Raw genomic sequence first — 22,812 nt, forward strand, 5'->3', positions numbered from 1 at the left:
TAAAGAATAAATTTGAAAACTAAATTTGCCAAAATTTGGAGGTTTTAAAATATTTACATTTTGATTTGTGATTTTTATTTTTGATTTTTGCATTTTGCATTGACCTGGATAAACAGCATGCTGGAAGGAACTCCTATGAACGAATTATGTCCAGGGTTAAAGCTCATTTTTGTGGAACTAATCTATCCTTACTTTCCCCACAATCTCCCAAATGGCTTCAAACCCTTTTTCTTCTAAGAACTTTTCCAACCCCCTGATGATTTCGATGGTTATCTGAGGATTGATTAAATTGGCCGTTCCAATGGCGATCGCCGTTGCTCCCGCCAGAAAAAACTCGATTGCATCCTTCACACTCGCAATTCCGCCCATACCTATGATGGGAATATCGATGGCCTGGGCAACTTGCCAAACCATCCTTATGGCTATGGGTTTTATAGCCGGACCGGAAAGACCTCCAATAATGCTCGCCAATTCCGGACGGAAAGTTTCCACATCTATACACATTCCCAAGAGGGTATTGATCAGTGATACACCATCAGCTCCTGCAATCTCGACAGACCTGGCTATCTTGACGATGTCGGTGACATTTGGGGTGAGCTTGACGATGAGGGGTAAATTGGTCACCCTCCTTACCTCGGTGACAACCTTCGATGCTGATCTTGAACTGGAACCGAAGATTGCTCCACCCTTTTTCACGTTGGGGCAGGAGATATTGAGCTCGATTCCGGAGATCCCATGCACCTGATTTAGCCTATCGCAGACGGCGACGTACTCATCGATGGTGCTCCCTGCAACATTGACGATAATTGGAACATTATAATTTCTAAGATATGGCAAATCCTCTTGAACGAAGCGATCGACACCCTTATTTTGAAGTCCTATGGAGTTAAGAATACCAGAGGCGGTTTCGCACATTCGGGGAGGTGGATTACCCCTTTGTTCCTTCAGAGTAATACTTTTAACCACAATCGCCCCCAGCTTACTTAAGTCTATGAACTGGGCATACTCCCAGCCGCAACCAAAGGGTCCCGAAGCGTTCATCACCGGATTCTTCATTTTAATTCCAGCTAAATCTATACTCAAATCTGGTTTCATACCCAATCACAACCTTTAACCTTGAACCTACCACACGATCTCAGTTGCATCAAAGACCGGACCATCGATACAAACTCTCTTGTAACCATCCCTCGTATCGCAAACACAGGAAAGACAGGCACCAATTCCACACCCCATGCGCCTTTCCATGGAAACTTGGGCGGGAATTTCAAATTCCGAGGAAATTTCGGCGACTTCCTTTAGCATTTCTTCAGGACCACAAGCATAGATGCAATCGGGCTTACACTCTTTGATTGCCACATGTAGAAGATCCGTGACAAGACCCTTGTGGCCAATGCTTCCATCCTCCGTAGCCAGAAAGATTTTTCTGGCTATCCTCTTTAAATACATGAAATAGAGTAATCTCTCTCTAGTTGCCGCTCCCTGGAGGATATAGAGCCTAATCCTTTGTAAATCGATTTCTTCTATCAGAGACACCAAGGGGGCAATCCCCATTCCTCCGGCGACAAGTATGGTGCTTTTGAGACCATCATCGATGGTAAAGCCACTTCCCATGGGACCGATGATGTCCAGAATCTCATGAGGGTGAAGTTGAGCCAGGCAGGAGGTCCCCTTGCCCACAACCTTGAAGAGTATCTCGAAGGTATCCGGACCCAGAATTCGATGGATGCTGAAGGGACGGCGAAGAATGAAATTTCTATTCTCTCCGCATTTAACGTGGATAAATTGTCCAGGTTTGGCTCTGGAAGCAATTTCGCGACAAAAAAATCTTAAGGTATAAATCCCCGGTGCTATTTGTTCCTTTAAAAGAACGTGCGCTTTCACTTGGAACATTTCTTTTCCTCCACAGCCGAAGCTGATTCGGTCTTGGTTTCTAGGAGAAATTCTTCAATGTGATAATCTTGAATGGCTTTAACGGCGATGTCGCCAACTATCATGGCCTCAATCCCCTTGATAGCTGCAGAAGCTCCTGCAATGGTGGTGATGCATGGAATACCATAGGCTGATGTAGTGGTTCGAATATAATATCCATCCGTTCGAGGACCTTTGCCCCAAGGGGTATTGATCACTAGGTCGATCTCCCCGTTCTTTATCAGATCTACCACATTGGGGCGACCCTCCCGAACCTTCAAAACTTCTTTGACCTTAACACCACTCTGGGTGAGCACCTCCGCTGTCCCCTTGGTGGAGACGATCTCAAAACCCAATTCCGCGAGTTTCTTGGCGATGTGAACTATGGCTTTTTTATCTCTATTGCGAACGCTTATAAAGATAGTGCCCTTTGTTGGTAGAGGCACGCCTGCACCCATCTGAGCTTTAGCGAAAGCCTGCCCGAAGCCTTGATCTATTCCCATAACTTCGCCAGTGGATTTCATCTCTGGTCCCAAGACCGTGTCCACCTCTGGGAATCTTCCAAAGGGAAGGACAACTTCCTTAATGGCAATGTGCTTTAATTCATGGCGTTCTTCGTAGCCTAACTCTTTGAGAGTTCTCCCAACCATGGCTCGAGCTGCAAGTTTAGCCAGAGGTATGCCCGTTGCCTTACTCACGTATGGCACCGTTCTAGAAGCTCGAGGATTAACTTCAAGCACATAGAGAGTTCCATCCTTTATGGCGTACTGGATGTTGATCAGTCCCACAACATTTAAAACTCTGGCCAGAGTGCGGGTACACTCCTTAATCTCCTCAATTTGATGATCAGTTATAGAAAGTGGGGGTATCACGCAGGCACTATCCCCCGAGTGGATTCCAGCTTCCTCTATGTGCTCCATGATTCCCCCTATGAATATGGTTTCTCCATCGGACACCGCGTCGACATCGATCTCTACCGCATCCTCAAGAAATTTATCGAGCAAAATGGGGTGTTCCGGCGAAGCCTTGACCGCCGAGGCGATATAACCATCGAGCATTTCCTCTGAGTAGACAATTTCCATGGCCCGACCACCAAGGACGTAAGATGGGCGAACCAGTAAAGGATATCCTATTCCTCGGGCGACCTTTAACGCTTCTTTAAAAGAGGTTGCCGTGCCATGAGGTGGTTGGTTTATCCCTAACTTCCTCAACAATGCTCCGAATCTCTTTCTATCCTCGGCGAGATCGATGCTATCAGGTGAAGTACCTAGGATTTTGACTCCAGCTTTCTCCAGAGGAACAGCCAGTTTTAGAGGCGTTTGTCCACCAAATTGAAGGATGACCCCTTTGGGTTTCTCTGCTCCAACGATGTTCAAAGCATCCTCCAAGGTAAGAGGCTCAAAATAGAGTCTATCGGAGGTATCATAGTCTGTGGAAACCGTCTCTGGATTGCAGTTGATCATGATGGTCTCAAAACCTTCTTCCTTGAGAGCAAAAGCGGCATGGACGCAACAATAATCAAATTCTATTCCCTGACCAATGCGATTGGGACCGCTTCCGAAAATGGCTATCTTTGGCTTAGTTGATGGTCTAATCTCACTCTCAACCTCATATGTAGAGTAATAGTATGGTGTGTACGCCTCAAACTCAGCTGCACAGGTATCAACGAGCTTAAAAGTGGGAGTAATTCCAGAATCTTTTCTTTTCTCGCGAACTGCCTCCTCGGTCGACCCCGTAAGGTAAGCAATTTGAACATCTGAAAAACCATGCCTTTTTGCTTGTTTAAGAAGCTCCTTGGGAAGGGTTTTCAAATTATACTTCGAGATTTCTTGCTCCACTAGGACAATTTCTTGAATTTGGTACAGGAACCAGGGATCGATTTTGGTCAGCTCATAGACCTCTTCAACGGACATTCCCATGGATAGAGCATATTTAATGTAAAAGATTCGATCTTGAGTGGGAACGGCTAATTTTTGATGGACTTGCTCCTCGATAATCTCCTCGCGCCCGTCAGCCCCCAAACCATATCTATCGATTTCCAGAGATCTAATGGCCTTCTGAAGTGCTTCTTTGAAGGTTCGCCCGATGGACATCGCTTCTCCCACGGATTTCATCTTCGTGGTGAGGCGTGCATCGGCTTCGGGAAATTTCTCAAAAGTCCATCTTGGGATCTTTACCACCACATAGTCTATGGTCGGTTCAAAGCAAGCCGGAGTCTCCTTGGTGATATCATTTGGAATTTCATCCAGAGTGTATCCCACAGCAAGCTTAGCAGCGATTTTGGCGATGGGAAAACCGGTAGCCTTGGAAGCAAGGGCTGAACTTCGAGAAACCCTGGGATTCATTTCAATGACCACCAGACGCCCTGTTTCGGGATGAACAGCAAACTGGATGTTGGATCCACCGGTTTCCACCCCTATCTCCCTCATGATGGCGATGGCAGCGTCTCGAAGTTGCTGATATTCCTTATCGGTCAGGGTTTGAGCAGGAGCAACGGTGATGCTATCTCCGGTGTGGATCCCCATGGGATCAAAATTCTCGATGGGACAGACGATGACCACGTTGTCCTTGAGATCTCTCATCACCTCTAGCTCGTATTCCTTCCAACCGATCACCGACTCCTCGATTAAAACTTCATTTATGGGGCTGAGCATGAGACCCGTAGAAACAATATTTCTAAACTCCTCCAGATTATAAGCGATGCCTCCACCGGTCCCACTCAGAGTGAAACTGGGTCGAATGACTATGGGAAAACCGATATCCTCCACAATTCTTAAAGCTTCACTTAAGCTATAGGCAAAACCGCTGCGGGGTAGGTCCAGTCCAATTCTACTCATTGCCTTTTTGAACAAGCTTCTATCCTCAGCCTTTTTAATTACCTCGAGTTTCGCTCCAATGAGCTCAACTCCAAATCGATGAAGCACGCCACTTTCAGCGAGAGCAACGGCGGTATTAAGTCCCGTTTGACCACCCAACGTTGGTAGCAAAGCATCGGGTTTTTCCTTTTCAATTATCTTTTCTACGACCTCCGGTGTTATGGGCTCAATGTAGGTTCTATCGGCGAACTCGGGGTCGGTCATGATGGTTGCCGGATTGGAATTGACCAGGATGACTTTGAATCCATCCTGCTTTAAAACCTTACAAGCCTGGGTCCCCGAATAATCAAATTCGCAAGCCTGTCCAATGATGATGGGTCCCGAGCCAATTATCAAGATTTTTTTAATATCCGTTCTTCGAGGCATGATATATGTTCTCTCCCTTATGCCCTTGACATAACTCTAGAAATTAAGTTTGCAAACCCTAAATTCGAAATCCTAAATCCTAAACAAATTCAAAATCCAAATTTTTTGAAATCCTAAACCTTGTTTCATTTTGTTTTGAACTTTGGATTGTTCAACTGAGTTCACAACGAAGTTTTGGTCATTTAATATTGTTTAGAATTGGCAAAAAAAGCTTCTGCCGTAGGCGATTTATGTCTAACCTATGTTCTCTTCCTCCATTAACTTCACAAACTGCTCGAATAAGTACCTGGAATCATGGGGACCCGGTGAAGCCTCTGGATGATACTGCACAGAGTAGGCGGGAATATCCAGACATTGCAAGCCTTCCACAGTCCCATCATTCAAATTAATGTGGGTGATCTCGATGCTCCCAAACTCGGTTTCTCCTTTCCACCCACCAATTGGGATCGTCTTTCCCACACGCCATTCCCTCTCGCTAACCTTAAGAGAATTTTGATCCACGGCAAAGCCATGGTTTTGGGCCGTTATTTCAACGCCTCCTGTCAGCAGATTTTTAACTGGCTGATTTCCGCCTCTATGACCGAACTTAAGCTTATAAGTCCTGCCCCCTAAAGCTAAGGCAAGTATCTGATGCCCCAAACAAATTCCAAAGATGGGTTTTTTGCCTAGGAGTTTTCCTGTAGTTTCAATGGCGTAAGGCACACCCGCGGGATCTCCCGGACCATTGGATAGCAAAATTCCATCGGGATTTAAGGCTAACACCTCTTCGGCCTTGGTGCTGGCGGGCACAACGGTTATCTTGCACCCTACCGTTTCAAGAGATCTTAAGATACTGCGTTTTATGCCAAAATCAAAGGCGACGACATGAAAGTGCTTAACTCTCTTCGTTTCCCACCATATATGGGGTTTATCAGTGGTAACGTTTTTAACCAAGTCTCTGCCTATAAGTCCTGGAGATGCCTTGGCTTTCTCCACTAGGCTCTGGGTGTCCAGATCAACTGATGAAAGAACGCCTTTCATGGCTCCCTCGCTTCGAATGTGCTTGGTTAAAGCTCTGGTATCGATATCCTGAATCCCCACAATGCCGTAAGAATTAAGGAAATTTTCCAGGGAATCCTCAGCCCTCCAGTTACTATAGATTCTGGAGTATTCTCTGACCACAAATCCCTCCACAAAGGGCCCTCGAGACTCGTAATCCTCGGAATTTACCCCGTAATTGCCGATATGAGGGTAGGTCATTGTTACTATTTGACCCGCATAGGAGGGGTCGGTCAACACCTCTTGATACCCAGTCATACTGGTGTTAAAGACGACCTCTCCTACTGCCTCACCAATTGCCCCAAAAGCTGTTCCCTCATATGTGGTTCCATCTTCCAATGCCAATATCGCCCTTTCCCTCATATCACTATCCCCTAATGTCTTCGACTCTCGTCCCTCGATTCTCAATGCTCGACCCTCGACTCTATTCCGTAACCTTTGACGATATTACCTTCCCTTATAACTATCTCCCCCGCCACTAAAACATATTTCACAATACCATTCAATTCCCAACCGTGGAAGGGGGAATTTTTGCTCTTGGATTCAAATTTGTCGATATCAACCTTAAGTTTAGATTTGTGATCAAATATGGTGATATCAGCATCACTTCCTATGGATAAACTTCCCTTGTGAATTCCTAGAGTATTTGCGGGATTTATCGCTAACTTTGCGATCAACCGCGGCAAATCAAGCACGCCAGTTTCCACGACCTTGGTGAGCATCAAGGGAAGGGTCGTTTCAAGCCCCACAATTCCAAATGGAGCGTGGTCAAACTCCCTCTCCTTTTCATGCAGCGCATGTGGAGCGTGATCGCTGGCAATGGCATCAATTGTCCCATCGGAAAGTCCCTTCAAAAGTGCCTGCACATCTCGCTGGGATCTGAGCGGGGGATTCACCTTAAAATTAGTGTCGAAATTCATTAAAGCCTTGTCAGTGAGTACCAAATGATGAGGAGTAACATCGCAAGTCACCCGAATTCCCGCCTTTTTAGCCATGCGGATTAAAGCTACGGTCCCCTCCGTACTAACATGGGCTATATGAAGTCTTCCCCCAGTTACCCCAGCTAGAATAATATCTCGAGCGACCATGACCTCTTCAGCAGCCGCTGGGATGCCTTTCAATCCAAGCAGTGTGGAATAAAAACCTTCATTCATCTGACCATGGAAAGAAAGATTTTTGTCTTCCGAATGAGCAATCAGTGGGATGTTAAACATTCGTGAATATTCAAAGGCTCTCCTCATCACCTCGGCATTCATCACCGACTCTCCGTCATCCGAGAAAGCCACCGCACCTGCTTTAACCAACTCGCCCATCTCAGCGAGTTCTTTACCCTTTAAACCCTTGGTGATGGCAGCGACTGGAAAGATACTGGCCATTCCCTCTTCTCTGGATTTCTCCAGTATCATCTCGATCACAGATGCTGTATCGGCAACTGGATTTGTGTTTGGCATGCAAGCAACGGAGGTGAAACCACCTTTAATAGCGGCTCGGGTGCCAGTTCTTATGGTTTCCTCATCCTCTCTACCGGGTTCACGTAGGTGGACATGCATATCTATGAGACCAGGTGTTACAATCATATCCCTGGCCTCAATAGTTTCAGCATCCTCTGCCGCTAAATTCTCCGCAATGCTCATTATCTTTCCATTTTTAACCAGAATATCCAAGGTGGCATCAACTTCATTTGCGGGGTCGATGACTCTCCCCCCTCTTATTAGCACCTTAGACACTCTCACCGCCCCCTATAAGCAAGTATAGTATGGCCATCCTCACCGCCACTCCATTCGTTACCTGATCCGTCATCACCGATTGGGGGAGATCTGCAACTTCAGAGGTTATTTCTATCCCTCGATTCATGGGTCCCGGATGCATAATGAGTGCGTTTTCCCTAGCCCTTGTGATCCTCGCCATATTCAAACCGAACAGCGTTGTGTACTCTCTCAAAGAGGGAAAGAGATTTTCCGTTTGACGTTCGAGTTGCATCCTCAGGCAGTAGACGACGTCGACCTCTTTTATGACCTCATCGAGATTATAGCTTACATCCACGCCGAAGGCCTCGATGTTCACTGGGAGTAAAGTAGGTGGAGCAACCAGGGTAACCTTTGCTCCCATCTTTGTGAAAGCCAGAATATTGGAGCGCGCTACCCGACTGTGAGCGATGTCACCAACTATGGCTACATACAAGTCCTCGATTCTTCCAAGTTTCTCCCTGATGGTGAACAAATCGAGGAGGGCCTGTGTGGGGTGTTCGTGAGCTCCGTCTCCTGCATTTACTACTCCGCATCTGACCAGCCTGGCTAAAAGATGCGGTGCCCCGGCGGCGGAATGCCTGATGATTACAAGGTCCGCATTCATGGCCTCGATGGTTTTGGCAGTATCTTTAAGACTTTCCCCCTTCACAGTGGCACTGTCTTTACCCGAAATATTCACAACATCAGCACTCAAGCGCTTAGCGGCCAGTTCGAAGGATGTCCGTGTGCGAGTACTTGGTTCCAGAAAAAGATTGACTATTGTTCTTCCCCTTAAAGTAGGAACTTTTTTGATGGTACGAGTGGAAATCTCTTTGAAAGACTCGGCTGTATCCAGAATCAATTCGATCTCCTCGCGATTTAGTTCTCTTATTCCCAAAAGGTTCTTGCTTTTAAGCTGGATTTTAATTTTCACTTAAGAAACCTCCCCAATGACCACGGTATCAAGGCCATCCTCCTCCTTTAAATTCACCTGTACTCGTTCCTTACGAGAAGTTGGTATATTTTTCCCCACATAATCGGGCCGGATGGGAAGCTCTCTGTGTCCTCTATCGATCATCACAGCAAGCTGAATGCTTGCTGGTCGACCGAAGTCAAAAATGGCATCCATAGCTGCCCTTACACTTCTCCCGGTGTATAAGACATCATCTACTAACACGATATCCCTACCGGTGACGTCGAAATGTATCTGCGTGGAGGAAACCCTGGGTTGTGGATGAGTGCCTATATCGTCTCGATAAAATGTGATATCCAACACTCCCACGGGAGGAGTCATATTTTCTATCTCGCCTATTTTTTGGGCCAACCTTCGGGCTAAATGGACTCCCCTGCTCCGAATCCCTACGAGTGCCAAATTCCTAGCGCCCTTATTCCTTTCCAAAATCTCATGTGCGATCCTTATGAGAGCCCTTTGAATGCCATTCATATTCATTACGGTGGTTTTCTCCTTAAAGACCATTATCTTCTCCTTTAAAATGCCATTATATTTCCAAATGGACCTGCAGGTTTTGAGACAAAAAAATACCTTCCTGTCCGACACAAGAAGGTATTCGTATTCATGTTTATTTTACCTCCTTCCTAGCCTCGCAGGACTAGATTTAAAGGTTTTTTTTATCATAACAGAACAAGGATTTGACGTCAACGCTTTGCTGGAATAAAATGCTTTTAATCGTAACTGATTTGAAAATAATTGTAACAGTAATATAATTTAAGTTGAGACTCTGGTGGCCATAGCGGAGGGGAAACACCTCTTCCCATTCCGAACAGAGAAGTTAAGTCCTCCAACGCCGATGGTACTGCCCTGGTGACGGGGTGGGAGAGTAGGAAGCTGCCAGGGTCTTATTGTTGTTAGTACTTTGGGCTACGTGAACTGTGCATTTTCTTCCAAGATTCAAGTATCAATCTTTTTGCCCTGCTCTTTTTAATTTTTTTAGCCCAAGCTATCTCGGTACTCAACAGGTAAAGTCCTCTTTTAAGGAGTTCTCGTTCCCTCAAACTTAAATTTTTTCTATTTCTTTTACCCAAGAAATCAGCCACGGCTTCGGCAACTTCGAGTATATTTGAACTCTCTATCTTTTCAAGGCAATTAGCATACCATTTGTAATAGTCCTTATCCTTGGAGCATAGATGATTTCTTTCCTCCAGGATGCGAAGAACCTTGGGGACATCTCGTGATGAAATAACCCTCCTTAATCCCACACTCTCCGCGCGCTCAATGGGGATCATTACCTTCATTTCCTCGGGGGATATATCTATTACGTAATATTCCTGTTCATGTCCTTGAAAATCCCCCACTATAATATCTTGAACTGTTCCAATGCCGAAATAAGGGTAGTATACCTTATCCCCGATACGATGCACCTCATCACCTTCAAATCAAATTTGATTAATTCTATTATACCGCTGACAAGGAATTCTGCCAAAAATTTACATTCATATTTTAATGAGTGTTGAAAAAAATTTGACAAAAAATTGACTCGAACATTAGTTCGTTATACAATAAATTGAGTTAATTTTACTCTTTCGCTACTAGATACTGTATAGGAGGAATTGTGCTGAAGCATAGGTCATGTGAACGAAACTTAAGACTTAGCTTTTCTTCCATCGCGGTCTATCAAAACTGCCCCCTTTCCTATAAGTTTCAGTTCATTGACAAACTTCCCACTAAGAAGACTCCTCTTCGGAGCTTCGGTAGCAGTGTTCACGCCGCTTTAGCTCATTTTTACAATGTGCCCATTCCTAAACCACCCACACTAGATGAACTCCTAAAGCTTCTGTCAAAGGTATGGGAACCGGAAGGATACAAGGACCGAAGCGAGGAATCCATCTATTTCGAGCACGCCAGGGAAATATTGACAAATTTCTATTACACCAACGTCAAAGATTTTCGTATTCCAGCGGCGCTAGAGCATAAATTCCAAATAGAGTTAGATGGCGAAGGCTTAGAGAAATTCACTCTGAGTGGTGTCATTGACAGGATGGACAAACTCCCCGAGGGAGGCTACGAAATAATCGACTATAAGACGAGCCGAAGGCTTCCCCCTCGCTCAAAGGTCGAAAGCGATCTACAACTTTCAATTTACCACCTGGCAGCTCAAAAAATTTGGGGAATCGAACCGGAAAAATTGACTCTATATTTTCTCATCCCCAATGAGAAAATAAGCACCAGTAGAACGCGGGAGGATGTTGAAGAAACCAAGGATATCATGAGACAAGTTGTTAAGGCTATTAAGTTGGGTGAGTTTGAACCGAGGGAAAATACTCTCTGTCCCTGGTGTGATTTTCAAGCCCATTGTCCTCTCCGTAAGCACAAATTTTTAAAGGGAGACGGAGGCTCCCTACGGGTCTGTAGCCCATCCAGGGGGATGCAGGAAGCCGCCATCGAGGTCGAAAAAGTCGTGGATGAATATGCGGAGCTTAAAAGGAAATTAAAGGAGATCAATTTGAAATTAGATGAGCTACAGGAAATCATCCATGATTATTGCGAAAAACATGGTCTTTCCCGTCTTTATTCGGATAAGGTGGCAATCTCACGCAAACCAAGGCTCATTCAAAGCTATAACATTGACAAATTAAGGAAGGTTTTAGAGCCCTTAGGGCTTTGGGAACGCATCTTAAGGGTAGACGGGAGAGCCCTTAAAGAACTATTAAATAGCGATGATATAAAGGAAGAAGTCAAGGGATTAATTGAAAGTGCCAAAGAGGTTGAGGATATAACGTACGCTCTCTATGTTAGAGAAATTCAAAGGGAGCCGGATTGGTCGATGATTGATAGATCATAGTTGTCGTTCGAGGTTCTAGGTTGAAGTTAAACTTATATTAATCATAGACATTGGTTACACCCTTACACGGTTCACAGTAATTATATCGAGATTAAGTTCATATTTTGGGACGGATATCCTGGAGAGTGCATCTTAAGAGAACCGTTAAGCCCCGACTCGTCGGGGCAGCAGCTAGCACTCGGAAGGATGCCCCAAACAATATATAAGTGTTACCAATATGCGTAAACATTAGTTAAAGGTTAAGGTTCAGGTTAAAGGCTGGGTTTAGGGAGTGATTACTGATACGGCATGGGGCAATATCGTGAAGTGCATTGGAGTTTGCCCTATGAGTTCCCCATCGGCTTGAACCAGTGTTGATACTGGTGCAATAATTTGGATTCGCTTGGCTCTCCTATAGTAAACATCTGAATACGCGAGATGCTTTCTCAATAAAACTCCCGTGATGTACCGAACGAAGCTTGCGATATCCCCTTTTTTGAAGATGCAGATATCCAACCATCCATCTTCAATGCTCGCCTGAGTTGTGATGCTGAAATAGCGTCCAGCATAACACCTGGCATTGCCGACAACCACAAAGTAACCCTTCTCCTTTTTCTCTCCATCGAGCTCGATTTCCATCAAAGTGGGCTTATAAGTGAAGAGAGTCTTTATACCAGTTAGAATATAGGCTAAATCCTTGAGCATCCTTTTGACTTCGGGGTCAACTTCCTGCACAATCTGAGCGTCAAATCCTACTCCAGCCATGAGTACAAAGTGACGATCATTAACTCGCCTCTTTTTGCTTCGGGGCACAACCGGGCAAGCTTTCCCAATATCGATTTTCCTGGTTGAACCGCTTAAAATGACTTCGCAAGCCTTAAAAAGGTTAAAGGGTATACCCATCTCTGCAGCGAATACATTTGTTGTACCGCAGGGAATCACACCCAAAATGGCTTTTGAACCAATAATTCCATTGACCACTTCGGAAACCGTTCCATCACCGCCCATCGCCACTAATATTTGAGAATCTTGATTTAAAGCCTTTTTAGCTATGGGGATACCATCTCCAACCCTCTGAGTACGATAAACTTGCAGATTAAATACCTCTTTGAGTTTTCTTTTCACTTGTGGCAAAGCTTTCTCTGTTCTTCCTTGCCCCGCTAAGGGATTAACGATTAATGCCAGTTTCAATCTCATTTCCCCTCTAATTCGCGTGTCCACCTGGCGGCAGGTGATCTGAACTATTAACGAGTTAGGTTTGAATTTTAAAACATTCGAGGAGGGGTAAGTGTGTTAACCCGTCTTGTTAATAATACAGGTAATCCTAAGATTATAAATGGTCACCGCTGCGTAAAAGAGTTAGCACTTTGTTTAGATCCTCTGGGAGTTTATCTTCGAAGGATATACTCTTTTCCGTTCCGGGATGGGTAAACTGCAAACGATGGGCATGTAAAAATTGTCGATTTAAACCCAATTCTTTTCTAGCCTTTCGATAGCCATACTCCGGATCTCCAACTACCGGATGTTTAATATAGGACATGTGAACCCGGATTTGATGAGTCCTTCCCGTTTGTATATCAACCTCCAAGAGGGTATAATCTTTAAATCTCTCTTTGACCTTAAAGTTGGTCACGGCATGTCGACCGGCGCTGATGACCATCATTTTCTTCCGCAGGTGAGGGCTCCGACCGATGGGAGCTTCAATTGTTCCGGAATCAATATCGAAGGTTCCGTGCACCAAAGCCAAATATATTCTTCGTAGTTTCCTTTTTTTAACCTGCTTCGCCAAACTCAAATGGGCCATGTCATTTTTGGCCACTACCATGAGTCCGGAAGTATCCTTATCGAGTCGATGTACAATCCCTGGGCGTTTGACTCCACCGATTCCGGAGAGATCCTTGGTATGAGCCAAAAGAGCATTCACTAGAGTCCCCGTGGTATGCCCATAGGCTGGATGAACTACCATACCCGCTGGTTTAGAAAGTACAATTATGTCCTCGTCTTCGTAAATGATGTTCAGGGGTATGAGCTCGGGTAAAATCTTGGGTTCCTCGGGAGAGGGAATCGTAAGTGAAATCGTCTCTCCTTTTTTTAAGCGATGGTGTTTGGTCATGATTTTACCATTAACCTGAACTAAACCTTGAGAGATCAAATTTTGGGCAAATGAACGGGATGGGATTTTGCGCCTTTTAGCGAGAAAGGCATCGAGGCGTTGCCCCACGTCACTGGCTTTGACCACTATTTTGTAAACTTCCCTTTTCTCATCAGGCATTTTAACCTCAAATATATAAGTCATAATTTCAGAATTTGCTACATGATTGTCTAAAGAAAAATATTCGGGATTTATGACCCACTTATAACATCAAGTATCATGACAATTTTCTGCGGGAGAAGTAACCAGTTGCTAAAGCGACCGAGGCTAAGACGCAGATTCCAATGCTGGTGAATTGAGAAGCTGTGAGCCCCAAAGCTGCCCTTGGACTCTCCCTCAAAAACTCTACGCCAAAACGCGCTGCAGAATACATGAGCACGTATAGCCAGAAAAGAATTCCAGGACGAGCTACCTTAGCTCTCAAAGACCATAAAATGCCAAAGATAATCAAGCTATAAAGGGAACTGTAAATTTGTGTGGGATGGCGTGGGACGTCAAAAAAGTTCACTCCCCAGGAAAGATTAGTTGGGCGACCATAACAACATCCATTAAAAAAACATCCAATACGGCCGATGGCATATCCCAGGGCAAGACACGGTGCAATCATATCCCCAATCTCCCAAAGGGGAAGCTCTCTCAACCAAATAAAGAGGATTACAGCGAGGGTGCCGCCGGCGAGTCCCCCGTAGAAAACCAATCCTCCCTCCCATATGGCAAAAATTCTCAAAGGCTTCGTCAAAAATTCCCTTAAATGGCCGATCACATAGAAGAGTCTGGCTCCCACTATTCCACCAATAGCCGCGTAAGGGACCAGATCGAAGACAAGATCGGGGTTTAGCTCTCTACGCCTCGCTTCCCGGCGTGCCAAAAGTATACCCACTACGAAGGCAAGAGCGAGCATGAATCCATAAGATTTAATGGTTATTGGTCCTATGCGGAATAAAATTGGATACATGTAATCCCCCTGAAATCCGTTATTCGGGGCTCGGAATTCGGGACTCGTTACTCGAAACTTGATGCCCGTTTTTGTCTTTTTCCCAACAGCAAAGTCAGAACCAAGAGAATGAGACCAATCACGATAGCCGAATCGGCTACATTAAATACGGGCCAAATGCGAAAATCTAGAAAATCTGTGACCAAACCGTAAGCCGTGCGATCGATGAAATTCCCTACGGCACCTCCCAATTCCATACCCAAGGCCACCTGCATGAGCATTTCTCGCGGTCGGATGCGACCATAATAAAAAAATATGAATACAATGACAATAAATGTCACCAGGAGAAGAAAGAAATGATGATTGGGTAGAAGACCAAAGGCGGCACCAGGATTGTTAACATATGTGATATGAAAAATACCATTTATGATATGGATTGATTGTCCAGGAGAAAGGATTTGACGCACAAGGCTCTTTGTCAACTGATCCAGTATAATTACAACCCCTGCAATGATCAGAAAAATCAATAAAACCTCCGTCGAAATTCATCGACGATTGAAATTAAACTCCATTTTACCAACTTTCCTCTTCCTTCTTCTTGCAGGTAATACATAAATCGGCATAAGGGAGGGCTTTCAGACGAGCCATGTCTATCTCCTTGCCACAAGAGGCGCAAATGCCATAAGTTCCCTTTTCAATCTTTGCCAAGGCCATATTTACTCTCTGGAGGATATCCTTAATATTCCTTTCTAGGGAAAGATCTCTTTCTCGCTCAAAAGTAGCTGTAGCACTATCAGCGAAGTGGTCTTCATAGGAATTTTCCCCGAAAAGTTCAGATTGAGACTGACCTAATATACCAGTATCGATTGCCTTGAGCTCACGCTCCAAGCGAGATTTTTCCTTCAATAATATTTTCTTGAAATAAGCTAGCCTTTTTTGATCCACAATAACCTCCAACTTTGTGCGTCTACTTAGAATCTCACTTAAGGTCTTCGATTTCCCTTGAAAGTAAAAAAAGTTGAGGCAGCAGTATTAACCGCTTTGATTATATACATTTTGCCAAGGAAAGAAAAGACTATACTCTCAACCGGTGAAACTTTTCACCACTTCAACGCAGCGAGCACAAAGTTTTTTATGCTTGGCATCCCTTCCTACACTTTCACTGAAATTCCAACATCGTTCACACTTTTCCCCCACAGCTTTTGAAATCAAGATGGAAACGTCCCTCAATCTCTCGCTTCTGAAGGCTTTGCCTGGAGCCTCCGTTGAGGGAGATAAGTTAACCTGTGAAACGATGAAGATAGTGGGTAGCATATCTTTATACCCGTCGAGAAAGCCATATAAATCGGAAGGAGCATGGATGGTCACCGCCGCTTCCAGAGAGTTGCCTACGAGCTTTTCATCGCGTGCAATCTCCAAAGCCTTCAATACTTCATCTCGAACCTCAAGCAACCTATCCCATCTTTCCTCAAGATATCGGTCTAAATATTCCTCCTGCACTTCCGGCCAGGGACAGAGCTGCACGCTTATTTTGTCTCTGTATTCTTCGGGGATATTTTGCCAAATCTCCTCGGATGTAAAGGCCAAAATGGGTGAAAGAATCTTCGCTAAGTTAACCAAAATCTCAAATAAAACCGTCTGAGCCGAACGGCGTTTCGGAGAATCCACCTTTGATGTGTATAGTCTGTCTTTCAGAACATCCAGATAGAAAGCACTCATATCCGTCACGCAAAAATTGTAAATGGCATGGTAAACAAGGTGAAACTTATATTCTTCGTAAGCCTTAGTCACTTTGAGCAAAAGTTTGTGGAGCCTGAGTAGAGCCCACTTATCTATCTCCTCTAAATCCTCGTAGCGGAGGGCGTCTTTCCTGGGATCAAAATCATGAAGGTTCCCCAAGAGATACCGAGCCGTATTTCTAAGGCGACGATAGGCCTCGGAGATTCGCTCCAATATCTCCCGGGATACGGCGATATCGGTAGTGTAATCCGCCGAAGCAACCCACAACCGCAAAATATCCGCACCTGACTCCTTTATTACCTCCAAGGGATCGATGACATTCCCCAAAGACTTGGACATTTTCCTCCCCAGCTGATCTACCAGGAAACCATGGGTTAAAACTGCCCTATAAGGAGCCCTGTCTTCGACTCCGACAGAGGTTAAGAGAGAGGACTGGAACCAACCTCGATGTTGATCGCTCCCCTCGAGATAAAGGTCAGCGGGCCATACAAGCTCGGAGCGGTTTTTAAGAACCGCGGCATGACTGATCCCCGACTCAAACCATACATCCAGGATGTTTGTCTCCTTCGTGAATTTGGAACCGCTGCATGAGGAACAGACCATCCCAGAGGGTAGTATCTCTTCAGCCGACTTTTTAAACCAGGAATCTGCACCCTCTCTCTTAAATAGATCAACCACGGCTGCAATCGTTCCCTCGCTTACGAGCGGTTTCTGACAGTTCTTGCAGTAAAAAACGGGGATGGGAACGCCCCACGATCTTTGACGGGAAATACACCAGTCGGGTCTTTCCTTGACCATGGAGGCTATTCTATTCTCACTCCACTCGGGAATCCACTTTACCTTGGTTATCTCCTCTAAAGCTTCTTTCCGGAGCCTATCCTTATCTACCGAGATAAACCACTGCTCCGTAGCCCGAAAGATAACTGGCTTTTTACACCGCCAACAGTGTGGGTATGAATGAATGATGGTTGTGTTGTATAAGAGTAAATTCCTTCTTTTCAGATCATCTATGATGAATTGGTTGGCCTCAAGGATGTGTTTTCCTCTGAACTTTCCAGCTTCCTTGGTGAAGAAACCCTTGCCATCAACGGGCATCGGAGCTGGGAGGTGGTGTTGTAGACCTACTTCGAAATCCTCCTGACCATGTCCAGGGGCGATGTGCACACAACCCGTTCCCTGATCAAAGGCAACAAAATCGGCGAGCACCATGGGGCAATCCCAACCCTGCAGCGGCTGCACATAGACGAGGCCTTTAAGCTCCTTCCCCTTAAACTTCTTCAAAATTTTGTAGTTTTGAATCCCCACCTCTTTGAAGACCTGCTCCAGTAAATGATCGAGTAAGAGGTAAATCTCTCCATTAACCTCAACTGCGGAATAGTAAACATCGGGGTGAACGGCCACGGCTACATTCGCTGGAAGTGTCCAGGGGGTGGTGGTCCAAATGAGCACAAATTTGGGCTTTTTATGACGACCTAATGGAGCAAAATTGCCCTTGATGGGAAACTTCACATAAATCGATGGAGATTTTTCTTCTTCATATTCGATCTCAGCCTCAGCTAGAGCGGTTTCACATCGATAACACCAATAAATGGGCTTCTTTCCCTTATAAATCAAACCTCGACCATAAAGCCTCCCAAATATCTCGATATTGGTAGCTTCGTAGCTGTAATCCAGGGTGAGGTAGGGATTTTTAAAGTCCCCACGCACTCCAAGACGTTTGAATTGCTCTCGCTGCCGGTTGACGTATTTTAAAGCATAGTTTTTACACCGCTTCCTCAACTGCATCCGGCTTATCTTGCTTCTCTCCACACCCAGTCTTTTCTCCACCTCGTGCTCGATGGGTTGCCCATGGCAATCCCAACCGGGCACAAAGGGGCAAAAGTATCCCCTCATGGACTTATATTTGACCACGATGTCTTTGAGGACCTTGTTTAAAGTGTGTCCTAAGTGGATATCCCCATTGGCATAAGGTGGACCATCGTGCAGAACGAAGACGGGTCTACCCCTTGTTTGCTCTAAGACGAGTTTGTATATATCCACCCCTTCCCAAAATTTGAGTATATCGGGCTCCCTCTGGGCCAGATTGGCCTTCATGGGAAATGCCGTCCTGGGAAGATTCAATGTTTCCTTGTAATTAATACTCTTGGACTCATTCATCTCTCAAAGTCTCGCCTTCTTTCAGACCTGCCCGTCCGGCAGGCGGGTCCGTCTGGACATCCTTACCTGTTAGTCATTTTCGCTCCCGACTACCGCCCAGACGGGCGCCTGTATAGGCGACTAACAAACTCCGAACTTAATGGAAGACCCTCTCAGACGTCAAGGACGAGAGAGGGTCTTTATCTCGCGGTACCACCTTGCTTCCCCGATATTTCACACGGGACACTTAAGCTTGGCCACACCTGCCCGTCCGGTCCCAAAGGGAGGCTTCGCTCCAGGCGGGCCTGTGGCTGTAGCAATGTAACGGTTGCACCCGTCGGAGTCTACTCATCTCATTCACCGTTCACGATTCACAAGCTTTCGGTCCGAAGCTCCAAGGTGATTTTCAGTTAGCTTCGATGCCGAGCTTCCACTCCCCCTCGGCTCGCTTTAAACTACCACTAACCTACTCGTCCTCTTCACAGCCTTTAAACCACTTATGCTTCTATATTTTGGATTTTGATAAAAAGTAGCATAATGCTATTCCACTGTCAACTTCAAAGCAACGGAAAAAACTGAATTAAGCAGGAAAGATTCGCGAAGAGTTTCAATCCCTCATAGGTAGGCTCAAATGTGTTTCTTCTTGAGATTTGCCTCTAGGAGATCGGAAAATTCATTTTCAAAGGGAGAGTAGTAATAGGTTTTCCTCTTACCATCGGGTGACTTTGGGTACTATACATCGTCACGGGTGAAAGCATTACGACAAGAAAATCGGAATCAAATTGGGGCTCGAAATAAACATTTATGGACTCCAAGAATGCAGGTGCCTAAAAAATTGCATTTGTCTTGCGTGACTCCTTCAACGAAAATTTGAAAACATATTTGGTTCCACCAAGTTCACTTAATAAAGCATGGAGCAAACCTAAAAATCAATTTTGAATGCAAGTATCTTCTTCATGAGCAAAGAAATTTAGGATATCTCTTGGATGTCGTTTTCTTCGCTTACCTGCTTTGGGGCTTTTTGTAATCTCTTTAAAATTTCCTCAATGTCCTGACTTCTCTTCTTTTTGGATTCTTTTTTGGTCTCTGTCTCCTCTGCCATCTTTACTTCCTCTCCGGCACCTTCCTCCCCAAGCGGCTCAAAAACTGGGGCTTCGATGGTTGCTTCTTCCTCAGCGAGTTCTTCCGCCCTCTCAGCGAGCTCCTCCACATGCTCCTCGGCAATCTCTTCCTCAGCCGCGGGAACCTCTTCGACTTCCTCGCCTTTCAATTCCTTTTCAGCCTCGGCTATCATACCCAGGTAAGATTCTAGCATTGCCTTAAATCTCGCGCGAAACTCCTCCTCAGCCTGTTTTAAATTGCTGTAGGTAGCTTGGAGGTTTTGCTTTTCTTCCAGTATATCCTGGATCGTTGCCTTCGCCTTAAGCTCCGCATCCTTCACAATAAGCTCCGCTTCTTTCTTGGCGTTGGCTTGAACTTCCTCAGCCATCTTTTGAGCAGTAACGAGAGTTTTTTGAAGAGTCTGTTCAATGTTTTCGTATTGTGTCACTTTTTCCTGGAGCTTCTCAAGCTGCTCCTTTAACTCGATGTTTTCCTTAAAGAGCCGCTCAAATTCCTCGGCTACTTCATCAAGGAATGCATCGACTTCCTCTTCACTGTAACCTCTTATTGCGCGTCGAAACTCTTTGTGGTGAATATCTAGGGGAGTTAATTTCATCTTCCTTCCTCCTTCTTTGAGATTTGCTTAAAGCATGAATTGGAATAGGATATTTAAAACCAACCTACGTATAAAATGTAATACTATAATGGCAATAATTGGTGATAAGTCGAGACCCATTCCACCCAGACTTACCATGGGTAGCAATCGCCGAAATAATCTCAGGTAAGGTTCGGTGATATCATACACAAAACTCCTTATCCGCTCCACAAATTCACTCGAGGACAGTGGAATCCATGAAAAAATTATCCGAACGATGATCAACCAGAAGTAGACGGTGAATGCAAAATCAATGAACCGAACGACCGCTACCAGCCTTTTTAACCTCCCAACTCCACAGCGCGTTTGATCGCAGCTTCGATGGCTTTAAAGGTAGCCGCTCGCAAGCCTCCCTCTTCGAAAGCCTCCAGAGCAGCTATGGTTGTCCCTCCTGGTGACGTCACCATTTCCCTGAGCAATGCGGGGTGTTTCCCAGTTTGTTTTAACATGGCACCCGCTCCGATCAATGTTTCAACCACTAATTTAGTAGCTATCTCTCGAGTGAGCCCAGATCTAACACCCGCATCGATGAGAGCCTCCACGAAAAGATAGAAATAAGCAGGACCACTACCGCTGATGGCCGTTGCCTCATTCTGATACCTCTCATCTAATTGGATGGTCTCGCCGACTCCCGAAAAGAGCTTTGAAACCAAATCTATGCTCTCCCTTGTAGCATATCTACCGGGACTGGTCACGGAAATTCCGGCACCCACTAGAGCCGGGGAATTTGGCATAACTCGAACAAGGGGTATTTTTTTGTCTAGTTTATCGTAAATATGTTTAGTGCTTATCCCAGCGGCGATTGATATTAAAATCTGTTTTTCCTTAATTACCCGACTTATTTCTGTTAAAACACCATCTATCTGCTGGGGTTTCACAGCTAATATGACTACATCGGATTTTTCAAGAGCATTGATGTTATCTTTTGCCACCTCGACCTGATACTTCGCCTTAAGTTCAGAAAGTCTATCCTTCCTTATATCGCTCAAGATTATCTGACCGGGACTCAGGATACCTGATTTCAGGAAACCCTTGAGGAGAGCTTCACCCATCTGGCCAGCACCAATTATTGCCACCCTCTTACCGAGCATCTGTACACTTCCCATCAATTTTAGTATTTTTCACTAATGCTCTCGGCTTTCAGCCCCTCAGAAGATAATTTGAGCTGAATGCTGAAGGCTGAAAGCTAATCTTTAGTATTGGTTGAAAAGTCCTCTCTCCTGCCATCTCCGTTTTTCTGCTTCTGAGACCTCAACATTGCTCGGGGTGAGCAAGAATACCTTTTCAGCAACCCTTTGTATTCCCCCATCCAATCCATAAGTTAGACCACTGGCGAAATCGATCAGGCGTTTTGACAGATCGGTATCCGCTAATTGCAGATTCACGATGACTGGGACGTTGGCCTTAAATTTATCGGCGATCTGTTGAGCATCGTTGAAACTTCTGGGTTCTACGATGTGGACCTTCGTTTGAGGCATGGCAATGGCTCGCAGCGCTGCAGCGCGCTGAGTTCTCTCAAGGTCCGGAGAACGGACGATCTTTCTTACGGAAGGTGGTGCTTGCTCATACAAATCCGTATAATCTTCCTCTTCCTCAAATTCCTCATATTCATCTTCCTCGGCCAATCCAAAATAGATGAGCGCTTTCCTCAACAGATTTCTCATAATCTCACCTCACCATCTTGGTTGCTGGGTATTACCTAATCACCTTTAAAAATACCGGTTCCGATTCTAACCATATTTGAACCTTCTTCTATGGCTATTTCAAAATCGTTGGTCATGCCCATGGACAGGTACTCCATTTCAACCCGAGAAAGATTTAATTCCTTCACATGCTCTCCAAGCTCTCTCAGGGTTCTGAAGACCGGTCTTATTTCCTCAGTATCTTCTACCAAAGGAGCCAAAGTCATTAACCCTTTAACTACGATGTGATCGAGTTTTGCAATTTCTTTCATAAAGCTCACGAGTTTTTGAGGATCGATTCCAAATTTACTTTCCTCCCGGGAGACATTCACCTCCACCAATACCTTCTGAATCCTATTTGCTTTTTGAGCACGCTTCTGTATCTCTTGGGCCAGTTTCAAGCTATCAACGGATTGGATGAGCTCCACAAAATCTATAATGTACTTTACTTTATTCGTTTGCAAATGTCCAACGAAGTGCCATGTTACGGCATTCCCCAGTTTTCCGAATTTTTTCCTCATCTCCTGAACTCTATTCTCTCCTATATCGGTTATCCCTGCCTCGATGGCTTGATTGATTTCTAAGACGGGGACATTCTTGGTCACAGCCACGAGTTTTATTTCCGTTGGATTACGACCTACCCTTGATGCGGCTTTTGCCATTTTATCTCTTATCAATCTTAAATTTTGGGCGATAACCAAACTCATACCCGAAATAT

Annotated in this window: 20 protein-coding genes, 1 rRNA gene and 1 other annotated feature; of the genes, 2 read left to right on the forward strand and 19 right to left on the reverse strand. The window is 45.1% G+C overall.

Going from position 1 to position 22,812, the window contains the following annotated elements; all coding sequences use genetic code 11:
• Positions 1–177: 177 nt before the first annotated feature.
• From QMD66_02280 to pyrR, 7 genes are all read right to left on the reverse strand, one after another.
• The gene (locus QMD66_02280; GenBank protein MDI6821693.1) at positions 178–1,095 is read right to left on the reverse strand and encodes a dihydroorotate dehydrogenase; all 918 of its coding nucleotides are present in this window, start codon (positions 1,093–1,095) and stop codon (positions 178–180) included.
• A gap of 27 nt (positions 1,096–1,122) precedes the next feature.
• Entirely contained in the window at positions 1,123–1,890 is a 768-nt protein-coding gene (locus QMD66_02285; protein MDI6821694.1) for a dihydroorotate dehydrogenase electron transfer subunit, read from the reverse strand.
• Positions 1,878–5,150: a carbamoyl-phosphate synthase large subunit gene (gene carB, locus QMD66_02290; GenBank protein MDI6821695.1), complete on the reverse strand. Its 3,273-nt coding sequence runs from the start codon at positions 5,148–5,150 to the stop codon at positions 1,878–1,880. The genes QMD66_02285 and carB overlap by 13 nt, the downstream gene beginning before the upstream one ends.
• 234 nt (positions 5,151–5,384) lie before the next feature.
• Positions 5,385–6,551 carry a glutamine-hydrolyzing carbamoyl-phosphate synthase small subunit gene (gene carA, locus QMD66_02295; GenBank protein ID MDI6821696.1) on the reverse strand — a complete coding sequence of 389 codons (1,167 nt, stop codon included), beginning with the start codon at positions 6,549–6,551 and terminating at the stop codon, positions 5,385–5,387.
• Positions 6,552–6,592: 41 nt separating this feature from the next.
• Entirely contained in the window at positions 6,593–7,915 is a 1,323-nt protein-coding gene (locus tag QMD66_02300; protein MDI6821697.1) for a dihydroorotase, read from the reverse strand.
• Positions 7,908–8,849 (reverse strand): aspartate carbamoyltransferase catalytic subunit, encoded by a 942-nt coding sequence (locus QMD66_02305; protein ID MDI6821698.1) that lies wholly within the window; start codon positions 8,847–8,849, stop codon positions 7,908–7,910. Before QMD66_02305 ends, QMD66_02300 begins: the two co-directional genes overlap by 8 nt.
• Positions 8,850–9,392, reverse strand: a complete 543-nt coding sequence (gene pyrR, locus QMD66_02310) for a bifunctional pyr operon transcriptional regulator/uracil phosphoribosyltransferase PyrR (GenBank protein MDI6821699.1) — start codon at positions 9,390–9,392, stop codon at positions 8,850–8,852.
• Positions 9,393–9,653: 261 nt separating this feature from the next.
• On the opposite strand from pyrR, the gene rrf reads away from it, so the two are divergent.
• A 5S ribosomal RNA gene (gene rrf / locus QMD66_02315) occupies positions 9,654–9,770 on the forward strand.
• An 11-nt stretch (positions 9,771–9,781) separates the two neighbouring features.
• Here rrf and QMD66_02320 read toward each other — a convergent pair.
• Complete coding sequence (locus QMD66_02320) at positions 9,782–10,294, reverse strand: CarD family transcriptional regulator (GenBank protein MDI6821700.1); 513 nt, start codon at positions 10,292–10,294, stop codon at positions 9,782–9,784.
• Between the two features lie 191 nt (positions 10,295–10,485).
• Here QMD66_02320 and QMD66_02325 point away from each other — a divergent pair, with 191 nt between their 5' ends.
• Positions 10,486–11,715: a PD-(D/E)XK nuclease family protein gene (locus tag QMD66_02325; GenBank protein MDI6821701.1), complete on the forward strand. Its 1,230-nt coding sequence runs from the start codon at positions 10,486–10,488 to the stop codon at positions 11,713–11,715.
• A 264-nt stretch (positions 11,716–11,979) separates the two neighbouring features.
• Here QMD66_02325 and QMD66_02330 read toward each other — a convergent pair whose 3' ends face one another.
• The 11 genes from QMD66_02330 to QMD66_02380 form a co-directional block, all read right to left on the reverse strand.
• Entirely contained in the window at positions 11,980–12,885 is a 906-nt protein-coding gene (locus QMD66_02330) for a diacylglycerol kinase family lipid kinase (GenBank protein MDI6821702.1), read from the reverse strand.
• A 139-nt stretch (positions 12,886–13,024) separates the two neighbouring features.
• Complete coding sequence (locus tag QMD66_02335; protein MDI6821703.1) at positions 13,025–13,966, reverse strand: RluA family pseudouridine synthase; 942 nt, start codon at positions 13,964–13,966, stop codon at positions 13,025–13,027.
• A 97-nt stretch (positions 13,967–14,063) separates the two neighbouring features.
• Positions 14,064–14,801, reverse strand: coding sequence for a prolipoprotein diacylglyceryl transferase (gene lgt, locus QMD66_02340; protein ID MDI6821704.1), 738 nt, complete (start codon positions 14,799–14,801; stop codon positions 14,064–14,066).
• A gap of 47 nt (positions 14,802–14,848) precedes the next feature.
• Positions 14,849–15,307 carry a signal peptidase II gene (gene lspA / locus QMD66_02345; GenBank protein MDI6821705.1) on the reverse strand — a complete coding sequence of 153 codons (459 nt, stop codon included), beginning with the start codon at positions 15,305–15,307 and terminating at the stop codon, positions 14,849–14,851.
• A gap of 46 nt (positions 15,308–15,353) precedes the next feature.
• Positions 15,354–15,725 (reverse strand): TraR/DksA C4-type zinc finger protein, encoded by a 372-nt coding sequence (locus QMD66_02350; GenBank protein ID MDI6821706.1) that lies wholly within the window; start codon positions 15,723–15,725, stop codon positions 15,354–15,356.
• Between the two features lie 138 nt (positions 15,726–15,863).
• Entirely contained in the window at positions 15,864–18,677 is a 2,814-nt protein-coding gene (gene ileS, locus QMD66_02355; protein ID MDI6821707.1) for an isoleucine--tRNA ligase, read from the reverse strand.
• A gap of 158 nt (positions 18,678–18,835) precedes the next feature.
• Positions 18,836–19,148, reverse strand: a binding site (T-box leader).
• Positions 19,149–19,626: 478 nt separating this feature from the next.
• Positions 19,627–20,373: a DivIVA domain-containing protein gene (locus tag QMD66_02360; protein MDI6821708.1), complete on the reverse strand. Its 747-nt coding sequence runs from the start codon at positions 20,371–20,373 to the stop codon at positions 19,627–19,629.
• 27 nt (positions 20,374–20,400) lie between these two features.
• Positions 20,401–20,667 carry a YggT family protein gene (locus QMD66_02365; protein MDI6821709.1) on the reverse strand — a complete coding sequence of 89 codons (267 nt, stop codon included), beginning with the start codon at positions 20,665–20,667 and terminating at the stop codon, positions 20,401–20,403.
• A 26-nt stretch (positions 20,668–20,693) separates the two neighbouring features.
• Positions 20,694–21,503, reverse strand: a complete 810-nt coding sequence (gene proC / locus QMD66_02370) for a pyrroline-5-carboxylate reductase (protein MDI6821710.1) — start codon at positions 21,501–21,503, stop codon at positions 20,694–20,696.
• A gap of 102 nt (positions 21,504–21,605) precedes the next feature.
• On the reverse strand, positions 21,606–22,076 hold the full coding sequence (gene sepF, locus QMD66_02375; GenBank protein MDI6821711.1) for a cell division protein SepF: 471 nt from the start codon (positions 22,074–22,076) through the stop codon (positions 21,606–21,608).
• A gap of 35 nt (positions 22,077–22,111) precedes the next feature.
• Positions 22,112–22,801, reverse strand: a complete 690-nt coding sequence (locus QMD66_02380; protein MDI6821712.1) for a YggS family pyridoxal phosphate-dependent enzyme — start codon at positions 22,799–22,801, stop codon at positions 22,112–22,114.
• Positions 22,802–22,812 lie beyond the last annotated feature (11 nt).

This window comes from Actinomycetota bacterium (assembly GCA_030018275.1).
Taxonomy (GTDB): Bacteria; Actinomycetota; Aquicultoria; order Subteraquimicrobiales; family Subteraquimicrobiaceae; genus Subteraquimicrobium.

Excerpts from the sequence above, each read along its gene's own strand:
- sepF (MDI6821711.1), bottom strand. The coding sequence starts at position 22,076 with ATGAGAAATCTGTTGAGGAAAGCGCTCATCTATTTTGGATTGGCCGAG.
- QMD66_02380 (MDI6821712.1), bottom strand. The coding sequence starts at position 22,801 with ATGAGTTTGGTTATCGCCCAAAATTTAAGATTGATAAGAGATAAAATG.
- ileS (MDI6821707.1), bottom strand. The coding sequence starts at position 18,677 with ATGAATGAGTCCAAGAGTATTAATTACAAGGAAACATTGAATCTTCCC.
- QMD66_02280 (MDI6821693.1), bottom strand. The coding sequence starts at position 1,095 with ATGAAACCAGATTTGAGTATAGATTTAGCTGGAATTAAAATGAAGAAT.
- QMD66_02285 (MDI6821694.1), bottom strand. The coding sequence starts at position 1,890 with ATGTTCCAAGTGAAAGCGCACGTTCTTTTAAAGGAACAAATAGCACCG.
- pyrR (MDI6821699.1), bottom strand. The coding sequence starts at position 9,392 with ATGGTCTTTAAGGAGAAAACCACCGTAATGAATATGAATGGCATTCAA.
- lgt (MDI6821704.1), bottom strand. The coding sequence starts at position 14,801 with ATGTATCCAATTTTATTCCGCATAGGACCAATAACCATTAAATCTTAT.
- proC (MDI6821710.1), bottom strand. The coding sequence starts at position 21,503 with ATGCTCGGTAAGAGGGTGGCAATAATTGGTGCTGGCCAGATGGGTGAA.
- QMD66_02360 (MDI6821708.1), bottom strand. The coding sequence starts at position 20,373 with ATGAAATTAACTCCCCTAGATATTCACCACAAAGAGTTTCGACGCGCA.
- QMD66_02335 (MDI6821703.1), bottom strand. The coding sequence starts at position 13,966 with ATGCCTGATGAGAAAAGGGAAGTTTACAAAATAGTGGTCAAAGCCAGT.
- carB (MDI6821695.1), bottom strand. The coding sequence starts at position 5,150 with ATGCCTCGAAGAACGGATATTAAAAAAATCTTGATAATTGGCTCGGGA.
- carA (MDI6821696.1), bottom strand. The coding sequence starts at position 6,551 with ATGAGGGAAAGGGCGATATTGGCATTGGAAGATGGAACCACATATGAG.